The 18889-nt window shown below is 59.5% G+C and carries 16 protein-coding genes, 1 tRNA gene and 2 rRNA genes (1 of these 19 running past the window's edge); 9 read left to right on the top strand and 10 right to left on the bottom strand.

The window, feature by feature from the left end; translation table 11 throughout:
- The first annotated feature begins 10 nt into the window (after positions 1-10).
- Positions 11-943: a GAF domain-containing protein gene (locus tag N7E70_RS08640; protein WP_263006068.1), complete on the top strand. Its 933-nt coding sequence runs from the start codon at positions 11-13 to the stop codon at positions 941-943.
- A complete protein-coding gene (locus N7E70_RS08635) occupies positions 930-1139 on the top strand; it encodes a hypothetical protein (RefSeq protein WP_263006067.1) in 210 nt (69 codons plus the stop codon). The genes N7E70_RS08640 and N7E70_RS08635 overlap by 14 nt, the downstream gene beginning before the upstream one ends.
- 355 nt (positions 1140-1494) lie before the next feature.
- Here the strand turns inward: N7E70_RS08635 and N7E70_RS08630 are convergent, their stop codons facing one another.
- Entirely contained in the window at positions 1495-4887 is a 3393-nt protein-coding gene (locus N7E70_RS08630; protein ID WP_263006066.1) for a TM0106 family RecB-like putative nuclease, read from the bottom strand.
- Between the two features lie 277 nt (positions 4888-5164).
- On the bottom strand, positions 5165-6160 hold the full coding sequence (locus N7E70_RS08625) for a restriction endonuclease (protein WP_263006065.1): 996 nt from the start codon (positions 6158-6160) through the stop codon (positions 5165-5167).
- A 277-nt stretch (positions 6161-6437) separates the two neighbouring features.
- Here N7E70_RS08625 and N7E70_RS08620 point away from each other — a divergent pair, with 277 nt between their 5' ends.
- Positions 6438-6956, top strand: a complete 519-nt coding sequence (locus tag N7E70_RS08620) for a gamma-glutamylcyclotransferase family protein (RefSeq protein WP_263006064.1) — start codon at positions 6438-6440, stop codon at positions 6954-6956.
- A 13-nt stretch (positions 6957-6969) separates the two neighbouring features.
- Positions 6970-7605 (top strand): hypothetical protein, encoded by a 636-nt coding sequence (locus N7E70_RS08615; protein WP_263006063.1) that lies wholly within the window; start codon positions 6970-6972, stop codon positions 7603-7605.
- Between the two features lie 397 nt (positions 7606-8002).
- Here the strand turns inward: N7E70_RS08615 and N7E70_RS08610 are convergent, their stop codons facing one another.
- The 4 genes from N7E70_RS08610 to N7E70_RS08595 are packed head-to-tail and all read right to left on the bottom strand — an operon-like array spanning position 8003 to position 11152.
- Complete coding sequence (locus tag N7E70_RS08610) at positions 8003-8725, bottom strand: DUF6602 domain-containing protein (RefSeq protein ID WP_263006062.1); 723 nt, start codon at positions 8723-8725, stop codon at positions 8003-8005.
- The gene (locus N7E70_RS08605) at positions 8722-9663 is read right to left on the bottom strand and encodes an ATP-binding protein (RefSeq protein WP_263006061.1); all 942 of its coding nucleotides are present in this window, start codon (positions 9661-9663) and stop codon (positions 8722-8724) included. The genes N7E70_RS08610 and N7E70_RS08605 overlap by 4 nt, the downstream gene beginning before the upstream one ends.
- Positions 9660-10178 (bottom strand): HORMA-1 domain-containing protein, encoded by a 519-nt coding sequence (locus N7E70_RS08600; RefSeq protein WP_263006060.1) that lies wholly within the window; start codon positions 10176-10178, stop codon positions 9660-9662. The genes N7E70_RS08605 and N7E70_RS08600 overlap by 4 nt, the downstream gene beginning before the upstream one ends.
- A gap of 8 nt (positions 10179-10186) precedes the next feature.
- On the bottom strand, positions 10187-11152 hold the full coding sequence (locus tag N7E70_RS08595; protein WP_263006059.1) for a CBASS oligonucleotide cyclase: 966 nt from the start codon (positions 11150-11152) through the stop codon (positions 10187-10189).
- A 103-nt stretch (positions 11153-11255) separates the two neighbouring features.
- On the opposite strand from N7E70_RS08595, the gene N7E70_RS08590 reads away from it, so the two are divergent.
- Entirely contained in the window at positions 11256-11615 is a 360-nt protein-coding gene (locus tag N7E70_RS08590) for a helix-turn-helix domain-containing protein (RefSeq protein WP_263006058.1), read from the top strand.
- Positions 11612-12493: an ImmA/IrrE family metallo-endopeptidase gene (locus N7E70_RS08585; RefSeq protein ID WP_263006057.1), complete on the top strand. Its 882-nt coding sequence runs from the start codon at positions 11612-11614 to the stop codon at positions 12491-12493. The genes N7E70_RS08590 and N7E70_RS08585 overlap by 4 nt, the downstream gene beginning before the upstream one ends.
- Positions 12494-12652: 159 nt before the next feature.
- Here the strand turns inward: N7E70_RS08585 and N7E70_RS08580 are convergent, their stop codons facing one another.
- Entirely contained in the window at positions 12653-12895 is a 243-nt protein-coding gene (locus N7E70_RS08580) for a transcriptional regulator (RefSeq protein WP_263006056.1), read from the bottom strand.
- Positions 12896-13032: 137 nt separating this feature from the next.
- Here N7E70_RS08580 and N7E70_RS08575 point away from each other — a divergent pair, with 137 nt between their 5' ends.
- From N7E70_RS08575 to N7E70_RS08565, 3 genes are all read left to right on the top strand, one after another.
- Positions 13033-13719 (top strand): hypothetical protein, encoded by a 687-nt coding sequence (locus N7E70_RS08575; protein WP_263006055.1) that lies wholly within the window; start codon positions 13033-13035, stop codon positions 13717-13719.
- A 273-nt stretch (positions 13720-13992) separates the two neighbouring features.
- Positions 13993-14220: a hypothetical protein gene (locus N7E70_RS08570; protein WP_154387210.1), complete on the top strand. Its 228-nt coding sequence runs from the start codon at positions 13993-13995 to the stop codon at positions 14218-14220.
- Positions 14141-15934 carry a recombinase family protein gene (locus N7E70_RS08565; RefSeq protein WP_331461936.1) on the top strand — a complete coding sequence of 598 codons (1794 nt, stop codon included), beginning with the start codon at positions 14141-14143 and terminating at the stop codon, positions 15932-15934. Before N7E70_RS08570 ends, N7E70_RS08565 begins: the two co-directional genes overlap by 80 nt.
- Here N7E70_RS08565 and N7E70_RS08560 read toward each other — a convergent pair.
- From N7E70_RS08560 to N7E70_RS08550, 3 genes are all read right to left on the bottom strand, one after another.
- Positions 15891-15967 (bottom strand) — tRNA-Met (locus N7E70_RS08560). The two genes, N7E70_RS08565 and N7E70_RS08560, sit on opposite strands and share 44 nt — an antisense overlap.
- Positions 15968-16138: 171 nt before the next feature.
- A 5S ribosomal RNA gene (gene rrf / locus N7E70_RS08555) occupies positions 16139-16253 on the bottom strand.
- Between the two features lie 100 nt (positions 16254-16353).
- Positions 16354-18889, bottom strand: a 23S ribosomal RNA gene (locus N7E70_RS08550) (it continues 276 nt past the right edge of the window).

The following is an 18889-nucleotide window of genomic DNA, read 5'->3' as shown; positions in this document are numbered from 1 at the left end:
GGGAGTCGCATTGGCAGTAGACGTGAAAAGAGCAAGGGAGTGGATTAACTCGCCCGCGTCTCGCTTTAAGAGGCTGCAATATGCAGCCCTCCGAGTCTGTTATCATACTCTCCCTAGTATCCTCGACACGTCACTTTCCTTCTCGGGCATTGTCTCGAGTTTGCTTCGGCTGATTGCAGCCGTCGCGATCATCGCCGCGCCTTTTTGGACGGCCGTTTATCTCAAGCAAGAAGCGAAGGCTGCAGCAGCACTGGCCCTGGTAATGCTCGGGTTGAAATTTGCCGAATGGCTTGCACCAAAGCTGCGGTTGCTGGGGAAGGAAGAGGCTGCCAGAAGGCGCCTGCAAGACGAGCTGGCCATACGCCAGTTCAACATCATAAAAGAGATATTTCAGGCGCTTCCCGATGACTGCTTCCCTAAAGATGGCCAGTGGAAGAAACGCCTAACAGAGAAGGTTCTTAGCTGTGCGCTGCACGTGGCTCAGAGCGTCGTCGGCGTAGAGAAGAATCTTCAATGTACACTTCTAACTTTTGAAGGATCTGGTGCAAGCAAGATTACAATAGAGGCGCGCGCACGAGATATACGACCAAGCGACACGAAGATTAAATCAGACCAGACTATAGCTTATTACGTAGCGCTTTCTGGAAAGATATTTGTTGTCAACGACCTCAATTCACAGTCGATTTTCCCCCGGAACGGACTTTCGCAATCTAAGGCGAAATATCGGAGTATACTTTTGGTTCCGATTGTGATACATGAAGGAGAGCGTCGAGATTGCGTTGGCTTGGTGACGTTGGATAGTCCGCACCCCTGCGAGTTCTGGGGTGATGTAGGCGACAACCTCGCGACGCAACTTATCCCTCTTGTGCACATTTTGACCATTGTCATGAAAACAGGTTACTCGTCGGTCCAACTCCAGGAGGCGCAAGATGAAGTCACATGATCGTCGCCACCGTGAACAGAATACGGTTGTGGCGCAACCGGCACGGGCGGAGGATCAGTCCTTCCGCTTGTTGGACATTTTTGAGCAGCTTGAATCTGGACAAATCACGGAGGAAGAGGCTGCCGAGCGTCTGAGCGCTCGCCGCAAGCGTCGACAGGGTACGTTCGGTCGTATTGTGGAGGCAATTGCAAGCTAATTTTTTGTCCAAGGGCACATTCGACAAATCGATAAGAGAGGCGCTTGTAGCGCCTCTTTTTTGTGTCGTAAGCGCTGCGGAATGCGTGGTGGTCATGTCCTAGTTGTCGCAAATGGCGCCGACGATCATCGCCATTAGCTTGGAGGCGGAAAGCGAGGGTTCTTGGCCTGTCCATGACAGCCTAGCGCGCCGACCCCGCCACCATTCTATGCGTCTCGATGATGGCAGGGGTGCGCCTGCAGCATCAGCCATGATCGCCATCTCGGCGGCCTTGACATGTGCGGTGTAGAGCGCATGGACACACTCTTCCTCGTCGCCGCCTTTCAACAGCCATGGCGGCGCCCCTGCGGAACGGCTAGGGATCGACGACATCGGCCATTTCCAGGTAGCGGCAGAAGCCGTTGGCGAGCTGCATCTGACGCGGCGTCCGGCATTCCGGCTCGAACACGTCCCGATTGGCCACGAGAATGCACAGTGCCTTGGCGCGGGAGGTGGCCACATTAAGGCGGTTCGCGCTGTAGAGGAACTCCATGCCACGCGGGGCGTCGGCATGACTGGAGGTCGTGATGGAATAGATCACGATGGGCGCCTCCTGCCCCTGGAACTTGTCAACCGTCCCTACCCTCCCACCGGGGAGGCGCGCCTGGATCTCAAAGACCTGCGCGTTGTAGGGCGCAATAATCAGAATGTCGTCCAGGGTGAGCGACGCCTCGTTGCCCTCGCGGTCGCGCCAACCTGCACCTGAAGCAATTATCCCCAGCACAATATTGCGGATACGGTCAGCCTCCTCCGGGCTGGAATTCTGGTTCCCGCTGTGTGGCACCCCGACATAGCGAAGGCCGCTCCCGCCAAGCGGACCATCCATCAGAATGGCTTGGTTCTCGAGACCGGGACGGGGAAGGAGCCGGCTTTCGTAGAACAGTTCGGAGGTGAAACGGCAGATGTCGGGATGGAGGCGCCAGGTCTGATCGAGAAATAGGCCCTCGTCCTCGGCGATGGTCTGCCGTCCGCCGAGAAGGTGATCGAGGGCCGAGACCTCCGTACCCTCGGGGTGCGAGCCCTGCATCGGCTGCTCAAGCTGCTGTGGATCGCCAAGCAGGACAAGGCTGGCTGCGGCCGGCGATATGGCAAGCACGTTGGCAAGCGACATCTGCGCGGCTTCATCCACGAACAGCACGTCGACGAGGCCAGCCGCATCGGGCCGGGCCCACAGGAACCCCGTGCCGCCGAGGACGTGATAGCCGCTTGCAAAGGCGCCGAGGGCTTCGGGGTTCTTCGTCGTGAAAGTGAGGTGCGGGACACTGTCTTGCGCATCCGTGACCTTATGCAGGCACTGCAGGTCGAAGTCTTCCTTCCCTGCTTCCTCGGCGGCCTTCGCCAGCAGGTTGCGAATGACCTTGTGGCTGTTGGCAGTCACCCCGACGCGAAGCCCGGCCCTGACCAGCGTAAGGATAGCGTGGGCGCCGGTATGGGTCTTGCCCGCGCCCGGCGGTCCTTGGATGGCGAGCACGCCCTGCAAGGCCGGGACGAGGCGGCAGGCCGCATCGACCGCGCTCTCGCCCGGCTGACGCAGCGCCGCGCCGCCGGCATCGGGCGGCCGCAGCAGCAGCAAATCGCGGGCCGCCTTATAGGCACCGGGACCGGCAATGCCATGATCGGCCACGTACTCGCCGATCTGCACCAGGGACTTGGCCAGGACAGCCGTGTCAATGTAGGTATGGGCGAAGATCGCTTCGGGGTGAAAATCGACGGTGTCGCCCCGCTTCTTGATGTCGATGAACCGATGTTCCATGTTGACGGCCGCGACCTTGCCGAACCGCTCGCCGCCGACACTTCGCAAATCCTCCCCGCCGCGAAACTCCGCGTCCTGCGGCGGGAAGCGATACCGGTGGATAGGGGCCTTGACGGTTCCGCCCACGGTATCCACAAACTCGAGGCCGGCGATGCCTGCCCGCTCGTCCTCGAGCTCGTCCGCGGACAGCGCCGCCAGCCGGAAATATTCCCACCAGATCGCCTTCTCTTCCCGGCGATGCCAGTCGAGCACGTTCGCCAGCACGTAGGGAGCCTGCTGCTCGGCGCTGCGCTCCGCGGAGTCCACCGGAACGCCATCGGTCAGCATGGCCACTACTGCATCGATCCGCGCCTGCCAGGCTGCAATATCCGGCGGAGCGTCCTCTTCAGGCGGAGCCGGCCGGGGAATCTCCACGCCTGAGGCGACCGCGTCAGTCCGCAGGCCCTCCAGCCAGCCCCGAAGCCGCTCCGTCGACACACAATCATCTTGGTTGTAACCTGTCACGACGGCTCGATCATCCGCATTGATGCCGCCTGCGTCCCCGAGTTCTAGGCGGGCCTGGACCTTGCTCAAGGCATAGTTGGCATCGGGCAGCGACACCGCGCGCGCGAATTCGTAGAGCGGCTCCAGCTTCTTGATGGAATAGCTCTCGACGCTGGCGCGGATGGCGTGGCGGACCACAGCGTAGAGATCGACCAGGACTTGCCCGCGCAGCAGCGTGTCGATCTCTTCCTCGCGCGTGGCGTAGCGCCCCATCAGGCGTTTGAGCGCGCCCACCTCATAGGCCGCGTAGTGATAAATGTGCATGCCGGGATGGTGCGCTCGCCGCTCGATCACGAAATCGACGAAACGTTCAAAGGCGGCCTTTTCATCGGCCGGCGTGAGACACCAGTCGGCGACGTAGGTGAGCGCGCCCTCCGCGTCCTTGAAGGCATAGCCGAAGAGATATTCGAGGCCGCCTTCGCCGACGAAGGGGTCGCCTTCGAGATCGAAGAAGATGTCGCCATTGTCTGGCTCCGGCAGGCGGCACAGACCAAAGCCCGGTTCTATCGACAGCACTTCATGGAGCAACTGCCCGGCGGCGCGCCCCGCGACCTGAATCCGGGCCTGCTCCCGAATACGATTGTAGGACGAGGCGGCGCCGCGCCCCGGCTTCCACGGCAGTGGCAGGGGGAGCTCCGCCAGCGCGGTCATGGTGGCGACGTCATGGCCGACAAGCTCACCGCGCTGCACGGCTGTGATCCCGGCCACAAGCGAGAGGTGATCGTCTTGGTGGCGCTGGTCGTCGCATCGGCCCCGCCAGCGGCAGATGTCGCAGTGAGCGACCGGCTCCGGATAGGTGCCGCCATTTCCGTTCAAGGACGCAGCGAAGCGTTCCTGGACATTGCGGTAGTAGGCGGCATAGTCGCTGATCCGAAATACTTCCGGCTCGAAGCCCGTTAGGGGCGCGACAACGTAGGCGTATTCTGGCACGAGGCCCTGCACCTGCCCGACAAGGTCAGAATAGAGGCAGAGCTGCAGCACCGTCCCGCCCTTGGTTTCGCGGGCGAGCTTGGTGTCAATGACTTGGTAGGACCAGGTGCCGAGATCGCTTGGCGCTTCGACGCGCCGGAGGATGTCGGCCCGGCCCGTGAAGGGCGGCGCGCGCAGCGCGGCCTGCACGATGATCGGCGCGCCGGCGCGCATCGCCTCGATCGTGGCGACCACTGAGCCGTCATCGATGCCCTTGCCCTCAATGACCGCGACCATAAAGCCGGACGCACGCAGGTGATCGACATAGGCCGCCTCGTGCGCGGCGCCGCGCTGCTGCAGGATCTCGAGCAACGGGTCCCAGAACTTCGGCTTGTCAAGCGTGCCGTCCGCCACTTGACGGTCAAGCGCCGTCAGGTGGCTGCAGTTCAAGTGACCGACCAGGTCAGAGGCGCTCAACTGTAATTCGGAGCCGATTCTCAGCATGAACAAAGTCTACGCAGATTGGTGACAGCCCCGCAATTCGGCCGATATCGCCAGCGATGGTTCGTCAAGGAGCACGGCTACCTATTCTGCGAGCGTTGCCAGGTGATGACCATTCGGCGATGCCTGCATCACAAGACCGTTGCTGTAGGTAAAATGAGCAGTCCAACGTAGACGAGGCTTGCCGATTTGCAGTGCCTCTATGCGAATTGTCACCGCATCGTCCATCGCGAAATGCTCTGACCTCATACGGCGGGCTTTTTCGATCTCGCGTCCACATTTACCGCACGATCGTGTCGGTGATGAAATCAGGCGGGGTCTGGGGAAGAATGTGAAAGATATGACTTACAATCTTTTCCTTAAGCGCCGCCTTTAGTGCAGAAGAAAAGTCATCGATGCTGCGACTTGCGCTTTCGACCCCGAGGAGTTTGCGCCAGTTTGGTTTGTCATCGGAGGGTAGCTCCCAGTGGAGCAATCGGACCAGCGCAACATGAGCAAACTGCATACCTTCTGACCCTGCCACAAAGCTCCACTTTACGTGCGTTGTGTTATGCTCTTGCTTTTCCTCTAAATCCCAGGTTGCCACCAGCGCTTGCACTTCCCCGTCAAGGTCCGTTCGCTTCTCACCGTCACCGTCGGTAAAACTCACTTCATCGACAACCATTAGCCACTCATCTGTCTGGACGGAATCTTCTGCGTGGCTGGATATCAGCTCCTGCTTACGCATTGAAAAATGCACGCCAACGCCGGCTCCAACCTTGTAAGCAACGTCGCCTGCCAAAGCGCCGAGCAGATTCTCGGCCATCGCTTTGCCAAATCGAATGTTGAAATTCTTGACCGCCTTCTTCATGTGGCGGGCTTCAAAAAGCATCCAGACACTGTGAAATTTCCAAGCGATCAGAAGCGGAAATCCCAGCAAATCTGCATAAGCTTCAAGTCGCTGAATGTAGGCCTCGGTAAATGAAAGGGTCCGTTTTGTTGAGGACTTGACCTCAATGAGAACCGGACGTTGAGAATTTTGAGTTGAAAAAAAGGCGAGTAGATCGGGAACCTGATAGGTTGCACGCGACTGGAGGGGGATTTGCTGCTGATCGAGCTTGTGCAGCAATCGACAATTTCCCAACCATCCGCAAACAACCGAAAATTCGTCTTCAACCGGAAGTCCAATGTCGAGGCGCTGAACCCTCCTCGCTACCTTCGCCGCGTCCGCGGCCCATCCAAGCTCCGCGAGAACGGATTGTATCAAACGCGCTACGTCGTCATCTGGGTCGCCCATCAACGTCCTTCCGTTCAGATTTGAAACACTACAATTTGTGAACGGTTCCTGAGAACAGCGATTCCAAAATGGTTTGCACGACCGCATGGCTCAGGAATGGGACATCCGAAGAGATTCAAACTCCTGCCCCCCAGATTCGTAGTTTGGAGGTTTGGCGCGCGGGACGAGATGAATAGGGCACTCGGATGTGTTTGTTTCTCCAATATAATTTCTCTGGAGCAGGGCACCGCTGACGCCTTACCGAAGGCCTTTGAGACGTCATGCTATAGTTTCGCGCATGACATCGATTCTCTACTTCGCCTACGGCTCGAACATGTTAGCCGCGCGGCTGCAAGCGCGTTGCCCATCGGCGCGGGTCTGCGCCGTTGCGCGGGCAGACAGCTACGGGATTTCTTTTGGGAAGAAAGGCAGGGATGGGTCGGGAAAGGCTACACTACTTGCCTTGAATGACGCTTCATCCCGCGTCTTCGGCGTTGTTTTCAATCTGAATTCAGAAGACCTTGCGAGTCTTGATCGGTTCGAAGGTCGAGGGCACGGCTACGATCGGATTGACGATCTCGTCGTTTACACCGAACCGGATCAAAGGCGAATGCAGGTGACCACCTACATAGCGAATCCGCATTTCATTGATCGCGGACTCCAGCCGTACGACTGGTATCTCGCTCTCGTGCTAGCGGGAGCGCGACAGTACCACCTTCCGACGCCTTACCTCGATATTCTGAGCGCAACCCCGACCAGGGCAGACCCTGAGATCAACCGGCCGGCACACATCGAAGCGCGCAACCTGCTGGCATAAAGGCCTAAATCATATGAAATCTCCCAAGGATGTTCGAATTGCGGGTAAGAAGACAGTCGGAGATTGGGATACCTGTCGAGCCAAGCTTGACGGTAGCGGTGACCCGGAGAGTTGGAAGGCCGCTTACAAAGACTTCTTCAAGGCGCGTCTGCAAAGCCGATATTTCGGCCCCATTGGCGCTCTCCAAGAGTCCAGAGAGTTGGCGGGTGAAGGCTTCTCTATCGCCGCGATTCAATGCTCACTGATCGAATTTTTCGGCGCAACCATTGAAGGCAAGAGCTACCGATTTAGGAGAAAGGGCGATCCCGCACTCGGAACGGACGAATATTCGGACAGCAAGGACATGTTCGTTCGTTTTCTGACCACGACAACTCCGTTCAGTAAGGTCTTCGACAAATCCCTGGCTTTGGACTTTTACGAGGGTGTCCGCTGCGGCCTACTTCACGAAGCCCGCACGAAAAAGGGCTGGCGAATAAAGGCGGGGACGCGCGCCGGGCCCATCCTCGATGTCAAAGCGAAAATCGTCTATCGCGACGGGATGCAGCGCGCCTTCGAGGAGTTCGTCGATTGGTACGGAAAGACTTTGTCGACTGACAAGGCGCTGCAGAGGGCATTCCTGCGGAAGTTCGACGGTCTCTGTATGGATTAGCCTAATGACGCAGGCAATGTCGCCACCATTCCCCAACTGAAGATCGGCCATGAATCGCCGGTCTTGCGCTCCAGACCGATGTGAAATTCCCGTAAGCGCTTCTCCTCCGCCGTCTATCGAAAAACTGCGCCCGGTGACTTCCAGCGAGACGCTCAGCGGCGGCAGGCCGCCGGTGCAGAATAGCGCGTTCGCGGCGGGCCGGGTTGCCGGCCGCGGCGGGGTGCACTGCCTTGCGGCGGACGTGCCCGACTCGGCCCGGCGAAGGCGCTACGGCAGGGCGGCGCTCGCCCTGGCCCCTTCTTCCGCCAAGGATCGTTACCCGAAAGGGCGGAGATAAACGGCTCCGTGGCGCAGCCATCGGGAGCCCGGCCCGGCAACGGCCGGGGGCAGCCGGACACTACGTCGTCAGCCACCGGGCATAAGCCTGGACGTCAATCATCGGGACAGTGCCGCTGAACTGAAGCGTCGATATCACGTTGAAGAGAAACGCCGTCGCCGGCCTTCCTCCCATGGTAATCGCATATTCATCCGTGGTGCCATCATACTGAAAATGGCCATGAGCCGCGACACAGCCGAGGTTGAGCCGCTCATCGCCCGTTCCCTGCGCCAGCGCGCTAAGCAGCGGCTGGCCCAGCCCCGGATTCCATTCGCTTTCAAACGTCAGGATGCCGCCAAGAATCGGAATCAGTGCTTTCGAAGGGAAAGTCCCGCCGGCATGGGGTATCGGCAGGCTCGTGCGGTGGAGGCGGCGGACACTGGCCACCTTCTTCTGCGCATACGCGACCTGCTCGGCATCGACAGACTGCTTGGCCTCAAACGCCGCATAGACGCTCTCGGCGGGAATAATCTTCTGGCCTTGGTAATTGAAAATGAACGGCGAATACTGGCGGTCAAAAACCACGATGTCGATCTGGTCGCTGAAGGCGCCCTCACTGTCCACCACATGGGCCGTTTCCGCCTGATAGCGTTCGGGGAGGTAGGTCTGAAGCAACTTCAGCCACGCTTCCTCGCTCGCATCACCCTTCGTAACCGGATGGCCGAAAGCCTTGCGGGAGATTTCAAGTCGCTGCTGGAGATCCTGGTGCAACCCGTCGAGAAGCTGTGGAAGCGACCAGTTCATGACGTGCGGCCCTCCTGGAACGGCGGCGTGGCGATCATCGCGGCCGCCACTGCGAGCGCCCTGTCGGGACGGACGGCGGCGGCGGGATAGGCGTCGAGGACAATGCCCGGCAGCAGGCGCTGCGTCAGGTCGGAGAATGTGAATCCGTAGTCGTGGCCTTTCCGCGCGCCGGTCGCCGCCACCATTTTTTCCACATCCGCGGACGAGAAGCCCATCTCGCCAAGAGCCCCCGACAGAAGCAGCCGCCGCTGCGCTTCGTCGGGGCGCCCGAACGACAGGATGTCCGCCGCGCGCCGCTTGACGGCGGGATCGAGGGCGCCGAGCCGGTTGGTGCACATGATGACCGCAGCCGGAATCGCGGCGTTGGCGACCCGGTCAATGCCCCGGATAAAGGCGTTCACACCCGCGCGGTCTTCATGGTGCATCTGCGCGTTCTCGCGCGACTGCGCGAGGGCATCCGCCTCGTCAACGAGAAGGATGATTCCTCCTCGTGCCTTGCCCGCCTTGCTCTTCAGCTTGCCGGCCTCGTCAACGGCATAGTCGAACGCCGACGACAGGAGCTGCGTCATTTCCCCGACGCGGCCCTGCCCGCGCGTGGACAGGCTGAGCGGCAGCAGCGTCAGCTCGATATCCTCCTGCCGCGCGACGGCGTCGCCGATGGTCTCGGCCAGTTCCGTCTTACCGGACCCGACATCGCCGGCGAGGACCACCAGCGGCGGACGGCGGAGCACGGTCGTCAGAAGCCCGTTCATTTTCGGGTGATGCTTGCGCGCCCACGCCTCAAGCCCTGCAGGGTTGACGAGCAGCGCCAGAATCTTCGTCAACCTTGCCTTCTGGTCGTCAAGCCCCACAAGCCGGGCAAGCCGGTCGCGCGCGCCGAAATCAGGATAGCTGATCCGCCGCTCGAAAAACTCATCGGGTCCCTGCTTCGTGTTCATGACCAGCTCCTCACACTTGCGCGGTTCATAGCCCGTCCGCCGGATGAATAGGTGCGGTCATCGCTGAAATATCCGCTGACGCCCGGCTCCGGCGCACCGCCGCGATAATACGGCAGGCTTTTCTTGAAGGCGTCGCGCTCGGCGGCGGACAACTTGTCCCATGCCGCGCTGTAGGTCAGGTAGGAATAGAATTCAGCGCCAGCGATATCAGCACCGGGCCTGATGCGCCCGGGATCGTCGTCATTGGCCGCAGCCCCGGCGAGTTCCTGCGCCGTGTAGCGCAAGGTGGGCTCGATCCAGTCGTCATTGCGCCAGAAGCCATACGTCACGACGCCCAGATAACCGGCTTTCAAGAGTGAGACCACTTCCGACTCGTATTGGGCAATCGCGGCATCGCCGGGCAGCCCATACAGCCGCTGTAGCCGCTTGAGGTCGGTGGCGACCTTCGCCGCCATGTGGCGCGCATGCGTGATTGTGAAACTGGTTGATTCTGAAATTGTATAGCTCTGCGACATGGGCGCCTTCACACCTGAAAAGAGGAACCGAAAATTTTCTGCCAGTAGTAAACCGTCTCCTGCTTCGTCGGCGCGGCCAGCGCCCCGTCGATGGCGTCTCCGGCATCAAGGGCGGCGTCGACGATCGCGTCGGCTTCCTGCGCCGTATAGAGGCGGCTGACATTGTTCTGCGCGTTCACCGGGTCGATGATCTGCACCGGCTCCGTGAAAGTTCCGACAGTCGAGGCGCGGTAGTAGTCGGCGAAAACAATGCGTTCGCGGAAATTGCTGCGCGCGATGTAAGTGAAAAAGTGCTGCAGGGCCTCAGGGTAGTCCGAAAAATCCGCACCACTGTCCTGCAGGTGCCCCAGCACCATCTCAACCATAAAGGACTTGAAGCGGAACCCCTCGCGCTCGCGCTTCATGACACGCGTCCAGTACTTCGCCAACCTGACAACCTGAGCGAAATGCGTCTTCTGCGCCGCCTTGCGCTTCTTCGCAAATTCCAGGTGAAGCGGGATGCTGGTCCTGAGAAAGGAGCCGTCCTCCTGGCTGACGAGATTGCCGTACCATTGCAGGTCGCCGTCGTAGAGAATCGGCACCACGTCGACATCAAGGCCCGAGCCCCGGAACGAGACCGTGACGCTGTAGGTCTGCGGCTGGACCTGATCGGGGCTGAAATTCGGGAAGGCCTTGCGCAGCCGCTCGGCAAGATATTCGAGAAGGGCGGCAACGTCGCCCGGCGCGGATGCGCCACTGATATAGCACGCCACGTCGATATCGTTGAGCGACCGTAGGGCCGTACCCTTCGCCAGGCTGCCTGACAGCAGCATCTTCTTCAGCGTGAAATCGGGGTGCTCGGACAGGTAACCGTCCAGCTTCTCGCGCAGCCGCCGCGCCTGCGCGCGGTATTCCTCCGCCTTGTCGCGCGGGAGGTTCACCTTGTCTTCGGCGAAGCGGGCGATATCCGCATGATCGACGTGCAAGCGGCTCATATGGCTAGGTTTTCCTTGCGCTTGTCGGATTGGACATGAGATACATGTCTATCTATATAGGGCGGACATTACAGTTCGTCAAGATTTTCCTGTCGGAGTAGACATGGCCGAAGACGCGACCCCATCCGAGATTTTCAAAGAACGGCTGAAAAAGGCCAGGGATTTAAGGGGTTACAACCAGGAAGACCTCGCCTCCCGGGCTGGGATGCCGGCCAGCTCCATCGCCCATTTCGAGACGGGAACCCGCAAACCGTCCTTCGAATCGCTCCGCCGACTCGCCATCGCGCTTGAGATTACCACCGATTACCTTCTCGGCCGCGTCGACAGTCCGGACCTGGCCCAGGCTGGCGATCCACTGTTCAGGGATATTGGCAAGTTGACCGGCAATGACCGCGAGATCGCCAAGGACTTTCTGGAGATGCTGGCCAAGCGCAACACCGGGAAGAAAGACAAGGACCCGTGAACAAGGTTTTCAGCCTGAAGATGGCGAAGCAGGCAGCCGAGGACTTCCTCAAGAAGGAAGGAATCACAACCCTGCCGGTCGACCCTTTCGCCATCGCTGAAAGCCGCGACATCGTGGTCGAAGGCAAACCGGATAAGACCGAAGGCGTATCGGGCATGCTCCTGCGCCACGGCAACAATTTCGGTATCGTCTACGCGGCCCACATTTCGAGTGCCGGCTTCCAGCGCTTCAGCATCAGCCATGAGCTCGGGCACTACTTCCTGCCGGGCCATGTCGACCAGGTGATCAAGGACGGCGTTCATGTTTCGCGCGCCGGGTTCGTAACCAACGACCCTTTTGAACTAGAGGCAGATCATTTCGCCGCCGGACTGCTGATGCCGGAAGCCCCCTTCAGGAAGGAGATGGACCGCCACGATCCCGGCCTCGATGCCATCGAAACGGTGGCCGATCTCTGTATGACCTCGCGCACGGCAACGGCCATCCGGTATGCCGAACTGGCTGACGCTGCCGTCGCCGTCATCATGAGCACCAAGGGCGTTATCGATTACTGCTTCCTCTCGGAGGCGATGAAATCCCTGCCCAAACTCGACTGGCTGCGCAAAGGCACGCCCCTGCCGTCGGATACGGCGACCGCCCGCTTCGCAGCCCAGCCCGCCCGCGTGCTCGGCGGCGAACGTGTGGCAGATGCCGTGGACGTCAGGGATTGGCTCGGCGGCATGACAAGAGCAGAAATCTCCGAAGAATCCGTCGGGCTGGGACAGTACGGAAAGGTTCTCACAGTCCTCGTCTCGTCGAAAATCGGCCAGGATGATGAACCGGACGACGACGCGGAAGAGGACGACCTGATCGAACGCTGGACGCCGCGCTTCCGGCGGTAAGCGGCGTATCCGCCGCGATTCGAACGCGGGGCCTTCGCCTTCGGAGGGCAGAGCCAGACATACGCTGCCCACCGTTATGACTGACAGCTGGGTTGAGAAAATGGGCGCTGTGTTGGCGCGGAGCAGCGCCCTAAAATAGGAACCCTCCCATCCGGGGCTTTAAGTGCGCTTCAGTTCTGAGTTTCGAGCCAGTCTTACGCCTGGGCCGCCACCATTTTCCGGAATGAACTCGATGCCGGCGGCCTCGAAAGCACTTCGTAGACGATCGACAGTCGCTTCCTTGAGCACCTCTCCTCGTTCAAAGCGAACGATTGTCTGGGTGGACACTGCCGCTTCTCGCGCCAAATCCAACACGCCCCACTCCAGCGCTGCTCTAGCCATGCGGCACTGCGTTGGGTTCATAAAATCACCATATTATGATGATTTTTGTTGCCCATATAACACCACATGATGTACCTTTGTTTGCATTAACGGCCAGACACAGTGTTCCAGCACCGTATCTGGCCTAACCACAACCTAAGCTGTTGGGAGCTCGGATCATGACTGATTCCGACCATAGCATGAGTTTTCGGCGCGTCACGCGGCGGCTGGCGCTTGGCGGGTTATTTGTCGTCAGCGGTGGGTGGACTTTTGGCGGGAATGCGCAGGCCCGGGCGACAGCGGCGACAGACGCTGTGCCGGCTCTAGCACCCGACCCAGCGGTGGCGGTGTGGCGCGATTGGAATGCTGCATATGAGCAAGCAATGTGGCGCTGTGACCGGCTGCAGGAACTCGAGGCAGCACTTGCCGAGCGAGTGGATGGGCTGTGGACGGTTGTGAGCAGCCCTGACGGCGAGGAGACCATCGTTTGCTCGAAGGCAGCGCTGGACCGGATTATCGGCGAGCGAACGGACATGGCGGAGATCCGCGCCAAGGCCGAAGCTGAACTCGACGCGCGACAAGCACATTTCGAGGTGGTTGCGACGGAGATCGGCTATTTCGAGGGCCTAAGGGCTGAGCAGGCAGGCTTTGCAAGGGTCGCGGAGCTGCTGGAGGCGCTTTCCGGGACGCCCGCCAACTCGCTTGCAGGCGTCGTGGGCAAGCTCGATGCGGTGTTGCGCAACGGCGCGGACTGGGAAGATCGTTCGGCCTTTCCCTGGCCGCAAATCCGCTCGGCGCGCGAGGACCTGATGCGGATCGGGCACCAGCTAACACCGCATGCGTTTTTCCCGGACGGTAAACGGTGAGACTTGCCTCTCCCCTGCCCTGCCGGACAATTCGCCGGGTGGCTTCATTGCATGTGGCTTCACGGCGGAGCCGGTCAAGGTCAAGGCGGGTTGGCGCCAAGGCCTTGATCGGCGCTTCCAGCGTCGCGGCAGTCGGCATCCTGCGTCTGCTTAGGAGAGGGCGCCGAATGCAGGTTATTGCGCGCCACGTTGCTACGGCTGCATTTTCCCCCTTCCCGGCCAGCATATCTGGCAGCTTCATCCCCGCTTCGACACCACGAAGCGAGGAAGCCTGTGGCAGAAGACAACGTGACGGCCGCCGACGCGCCCTCCCCGAGCGAGCACCCCGAAAGGCCCAGAAGCCATCCGGCGATCCTGGCTCTCGCCTGGCTGATCGGCCGCGGCATGGCAAGAGAGCGCTTTGCAAACACAACGGACGCCAATGCCGCCCCCAACTCTCACGCGGCCAAGGCAGAACCACCGGGCGAAAGAGCCGGCGACGGCAACTCCGACACCAGCTAGACCGAGAGCATTGTTCATGACCATGCGCGTAGCACTTTATGCCCGCTACTCATCCGACCAGCAGCGGGCAGCCTCGATCGAGGACCAGTTCCGGCTTTGCCGCGAACATGCGGCGCGCGAAGGCTGGGAGATCGCCGGCACCTACCACGATGCCGGCATCTCCGGAGCAAGCCAGATCCTGCGGCCCGGCATCCAGAAACTGGTCCGCGACGCCCAATGCGGGTTGTTCCAGTTGGTGCTGGCCGAGGCCCTTGACCGCATTTCTCGCGACCAGGCCGACATCGCAACACTCTACAAACATTTGAAGTTCGCCGGCGTGCCGATCGTCACTCTCGCAGAGGGCGCGATCTCCGAACTGCATGTCGGCCTCAAGGGCACGATGAACGCCTTGTTTCTCGGGGATCTCGCCATGAGGACCCGGCGCGGATTGCGCGGCCGCGTCGAACTCGGCAAGTCCGGCGGCGGGCTGTGTTACGGCTATCGTGTCGTCAGGCATGTCGACGAGCGCGGCGACCAGCTCAAGGGCGACCGCGAGATCGACACTGATCAGGCCGAGGTCGTCCGCCGCATCTTCCGGGACTTTGCCACAGGCATAAGTCCGCGCGCGATCGCCAAGAACCTCAATGACCAGGGCATATCAGGACCTGCCGGCAAGCTGTGGAACGACACCACGATCCGCGGCCATGTCAGGCGCGGCACAGGCATCATCAACAACGAACTCTATGTCGGTCGACTGATGTGGAACCGCCAGCGCTATGTGAAGGATCCCGCAACCGGCAAGCGCGTCTCCCGGCTCAATCCGGAGAGCGAATGGATCGTCACCGACGTGGCCGAGTTGCGCATCGTGGGCGACGAACTGTGGCAAGCGGTCAAGGCGCGCCAGAGCGAGATCGCCGACAGGTCCGTCAACCTGACCGCGGCGGTCCGCGCGCACCACATGCGCAACCGGCTGAGCAGTGCCCGCCGGCCGAAGTCACTGCTGTCGGGGCTTGTCTTTTGCGGGTGCTGCGAGGGCCCCTATTCCTTGCGGAGCGTCGACCGCTTCGCCTGCTCTAGCCACACCAGCAATGGCTCATGCCCGAACAAGCGCACCATAGCGCGGAGCGAGCTGGAACAGCGGGTGCTAGCCGGCCTGAAGAACAGGATGATGGCGCCGGAGGCAGCCGCGGTTGCGATGAGGGCCTACGCCGAGGAGACCAACCGTCTCAACCGCGAGCGCCGCGCCAATGCCGATGGCTGGAACGCAGAACTGGTGAAGGTCGACAAGCAGATCCGCAGCATCATCGAGGCGATCAAGGCCGGCATGTTTCACGAGAGCATGAAGGCCGAGATGGACGCCCTCGAGGCGCGCAAGGCCGAACTCACGAACGTGCTTGCCGCAGCTCCTCAAGACAAGCCGGACCTGCTGCCGAGCATATCGTCACTCTATGCGCGGAAGGTCGCGCATCTGACCGAGGCGCTCAATCATCCGGACGATCGGCCGCAGGCCGCGACGGCGCTGCGATCGTTGATCGAGAAGATCGTTCTGACACCTGGCGCCAAGCGCGGCGAGATCGAAGCTACGCTGTATGGGGACCTGGGCACGATCCTGAACTGGACCAAGCGGCAGGCTGTTGGGACTGCAAACAAAAACACTCCCGGAGCAGAGCTCACGGGAGTGTCGTTATCAATGGTTGCGGGGACAGGATTTGAACCTGTGACCTTCAGGTTATGAGCCTGACGAGCTACCGGGCTGCTCCACCCCGCGCCACCGGACATTTTGCGACAGGCAAAATGTCCTTTTTCAACGCTTTCCGACTTTTGCCACGGGCAAAATGTCTTTTTGTCTGGCTTTTGCCAAAGGAAAGGGCCGCTTACGCGGCCCGTCTACCCGTTGGCGGGCCTTTTGTATCGAGAAGATTTAACATGCGCTTGGCAGACCTGGCAGCGACTTACTCTCCCGCGTCTTGAGACGAAGTACCATCAGCGCTGGAGCGTTTCACGGCCGAGTTCGGAATGGGATCGGGTGCAGCCGCTCCGCCATAACCACCAGGTCGGCAAAGCGCATGTTAATCGAGAAGCTGTTTTTGTGCTTTTGTCGTTTTTCGTGACGATCCCTTTGGGATCGCACTGCGATGAACATAAGGAATGAGAACGATCAAGCCTATCGAACTATTAGTACCGGTAAGCTTCATGCGTTGCCGCACTTCCACACCCGGCCTATCAACGTGGTCGTCTTCCACGGTTCTCAGGGAATACTCGTTTTAAGGTGGGTTTCCCGCTTAGATGCCTTCAGCGGTTATCCCGTCCGGATATAGCTACCCTGCTATGCGGCTGGCGCCACAACAGGTCCACCAGAGATCCGTCCATCCCGGTCCTCTCGTACTAGGGACAGATCCTTTCAATATTCCTACACCCACGGCAGATAGGGACCGAACTGTCTCACGACGTTCTGAACCCAACTCACGTACCGCTTTAAATGGCGAACAGCCATACCCTTGGGACCTGCTCCAGCCCCAGGATGCGATGAGTCGACATCGAGGTGCCAAACAACCCCGTCGATATGGACTCTTGGGGGTCATCAGCCTGTTATCCCCGGCGTACCTTTTATCCGTTGAGCGATGGCCCTTCCACACGGGACCACCGGATCACTATGACCGACTTTCGTCTCTGCTCGACTTGTCAGTCTCGCAGTCAGGCGGGCTTATGCCATTGCACTCGACGACCGATTTCCGACCGGTCTGAGCCCACCATCGCGCGCCTCCGTTACTCTTTAGGAGGCGACCGCCCCAGTCAAACTACCCACCATACATTGTCCCGGACCCGGATAACGGGCCGCGGTTAGACATCCATAGAGATAAGGGTGGTATTTCAAGGGTGGCTCCACCAAGGCTGGCGCCCTGGCTTCAAAGCCTACCACCTATCCTACACATGCCACTACGAATGCCAATGTAAAGCTATAGTAAAGGTGCACGGGGTCTTTCCGTCTAACCGCAGGAACCCCGCATCTTCACGGGGAATTCAATTTCACTGAGTCTATGCTGGAGACAGCGGGGAAGTCGTTACGCCATTCGTGCAGGTCGGAACTTACCCGACAAGGAATTTCGCTACCTTAGGACCGTTATAGTTACGGCCGCCGTTTACTGGGGCTTCGATTCAAAGCTTGCACCTCTCCTCTTAACCTTCCAGCACCGGGCAGGCGTCAGACCCTATACGTCGTCTTGCGACTTCGCAGAGCCCTGTGTTTTTGATAAACAGTCGCTACCCCCTGGTCTGTGCCACCCTCACCCTGCTTGCGCAGGAAAGGGTCACGCTTCTTCCGAAGTTACGCGTGCAATTTGCCGAGTTCCTTCAGCATAGTTCTCTCAAGCGCCTTGGTATACTCTACCAGTCCACCAGTGTCGGTTTCGGGTACGGTCTATAAGGAGGAGCTATTTCCTGGAACCACTCCGCTGCAGGGATCAATCCAATAAGACCCCACAACATACGTGATCCGTCACTTCCTCCAGGCCCACGAATATTAACGTGGTTCCCATCGTCTACGCATTTCTGCCTCGACTTAGGGGCCGGCTAACCCTGCTCAGATTAGCTTTAAGCAGGAACCCTTGGACTTTCGGCGGGGGTGTCTCTCACACCCCTTACGTTACTCATGTCAGCATTCGCACTTCTGATACCTCCACCGCCCCTCACAGGTACGGCTTCGTCAGCTTACAGAACGCTCCGCTACCGCTTGCAGCAAGCTGCAAACCCTAAGCTTCGGTGTATGGCTTTAGCCCCGGTACATTTTCGGCGCAAAGACCCTTATTTAGACCAGTGAGCTGTTACGCTTTCTTTAAATGATGGCTGCTTCTAAGCCAACATCCTGGTTGTTTTGGGATCCTCACATCCTTTCCCACTTAGCCATAACTTGGGGACCTTAGCTGTAGGTCAGGGTTGTTTCCCTTTTCACGACGGACGTTAGCACCCGCCGTGTGTCTGCCGACTAGTACTCCCAGGTATTCGGAGTTTGGTTAGGTTTGGTAAATCGGTGAGATCCCCTAGCCCATCCAGTGCTCTACCCCCTGGGGTATTCGGTCGACGCTCTACCTAAATAGATTTCGCGGAGAACCAGCTATTTCCGAGTTTGATTGGCCTTTCACCCCTAGCCACAAGTCATCCCGAACTATTGCAACAGTTATGGGTTCGGACCTCCAGTAAGTGTTACCTTACCTTCATCCTGCTCATGGCTAGATCACTCGGTTTCGGGTCTAATGCGTCGAACTGAACGCCCTGTTCAGACTCGCTTTCGCTGCGCCTACACCTACCGGCTTAAGCTTGCTCGACACACTAAGTCGCTGACCCATTATACAAAAGGTACGATGTCACCATTTCAGGCTCCATCTGTTTGTAGGCAACCGGTTTCAGGTACTCTTTCACTCCCCTTGTCGGGGTGCTTTTCACCTTTCCCTCACGGTACTAGTTCGCTATCGGTCATGCACGAGTACTTAGGCTTGGAGAGTGGTCTCCCCATGTTCAGACAGGATTTCACGTGTCCCGCCTTACTCAAGGACGATTGATCGCATTACGCGTACGGGGCTGTCACCCACTATGGCCCTACTTTCCAGAAGGTTCCGCTTGTCTCTCAATCGCCACTGGCCTGGTCCGCGTTCGCTCGCCACTACTTGCGGAGTCTCGGTTGATGTCCTTTCCT

Origin of the sequence: Aminobacter sp. NyZ550, assembly GCF_025628925.2 — a bacterium.
GTDB classification, from domain to species: Bacteria; Pseudomonadota; Alphaproteobacteria; order Rhizobiales; family Rhizobiaceae; genus Aminobacter; species Aminobacter ciceronei.
The sequence above is the reverse complement of the archived record's forward strand: the minus strand, read 5'-3'. Positions and strand labels throughout refer to the sequence as shown.

Coding starts and splice junctions, on each gene's coding strand:
- N7E70_RS08635 (WP_263006067.1), top strand. CDS start 930: ATGAAGTCACATGATCGTCGCCACCGTGAACAGAATACGGTTGTGGCG.
- N7E70_RS08630 (WP_263006066.1), bottom strand. CDS start 4,887: ATGCTGAGAATCGGCTCCGAATTACAGTTGAGCGCCTCTGACCTGGTC.
- N7E70_RS08625 (WP_263006065.1), bottom strand. CDS start 6,160: ATGGGCGACCCAGATGACGACGTAGCGCGTTTGATACAATCCGTTCTC.
- N7E70_RS08620 (WP_263006064.1), top strand. CDS start 6,438: ATGACATCGATTCTCTACTTCGCCTACGGCTCGAACATGTTAGCCGCG.
- N7E70_RS08615 (WP_263006063.1), top strand. CDS start 6,970: ATGAAATCTCCCAAGGATGTTCGAATTGCGGGTAAGAAGACAGTCGGA.
- N7E70_RS08610 (WP_263006062.1), bottom strand. CDS start 8,725: ATGAACTGGTCGCTTCCACAGCTTCTCGACGGGTTGCACCAGGATCTC.
- N7E70_RS08605 (WP_263006061.1), bottom strand. CDS start 9,663: ATGAACACGAAGCAGGGACCCGATGAGTTTTTCGAGCGGCGGATCAGC.
- N7E70_RS08600 (WP_263006060.1), bottom strand. CDS start 10,178: ATGTCGCAGAGCTATACAATTTCAGAATCAACCAGTTTCACAATCACG.
- N7E70_RS08595 (WP_263006059.1), bottom strand. CDS start 11,152: ATGAGCCGCTTGCACGTCGATCATGCGGATATCGCCCGCTTCGCCGAA.
- N7E70_RS08590 (WP_263006058.1), top strand. CDS start 11,256: ATGGCCGAAGACGCGACCCCATCCGAGATTTTCAAAGAACGGCTGAAA.
- N7E70_RS08580 (WP_263006056.1), bottom strand. CDS start 12,895: ATGAACCCAACGCAGTGCCGCATGGCTAGAGCAGCGCTGGAGTGGGGC.
- N7E70_RS08575 (WP_263006055.1), top strand. CDS start 13,033: ATGACTGATTCCGACCATAGCATGAGTTTTCGGCGCGTCACGCGGCGG.
- N7E70_RS08565 (WP_331461936.1), top strand. CDS start 14,141: ATGCCGCCCCCAACTCTCACGCGGCCAAGGCAGAACCACCGGGCGAAA.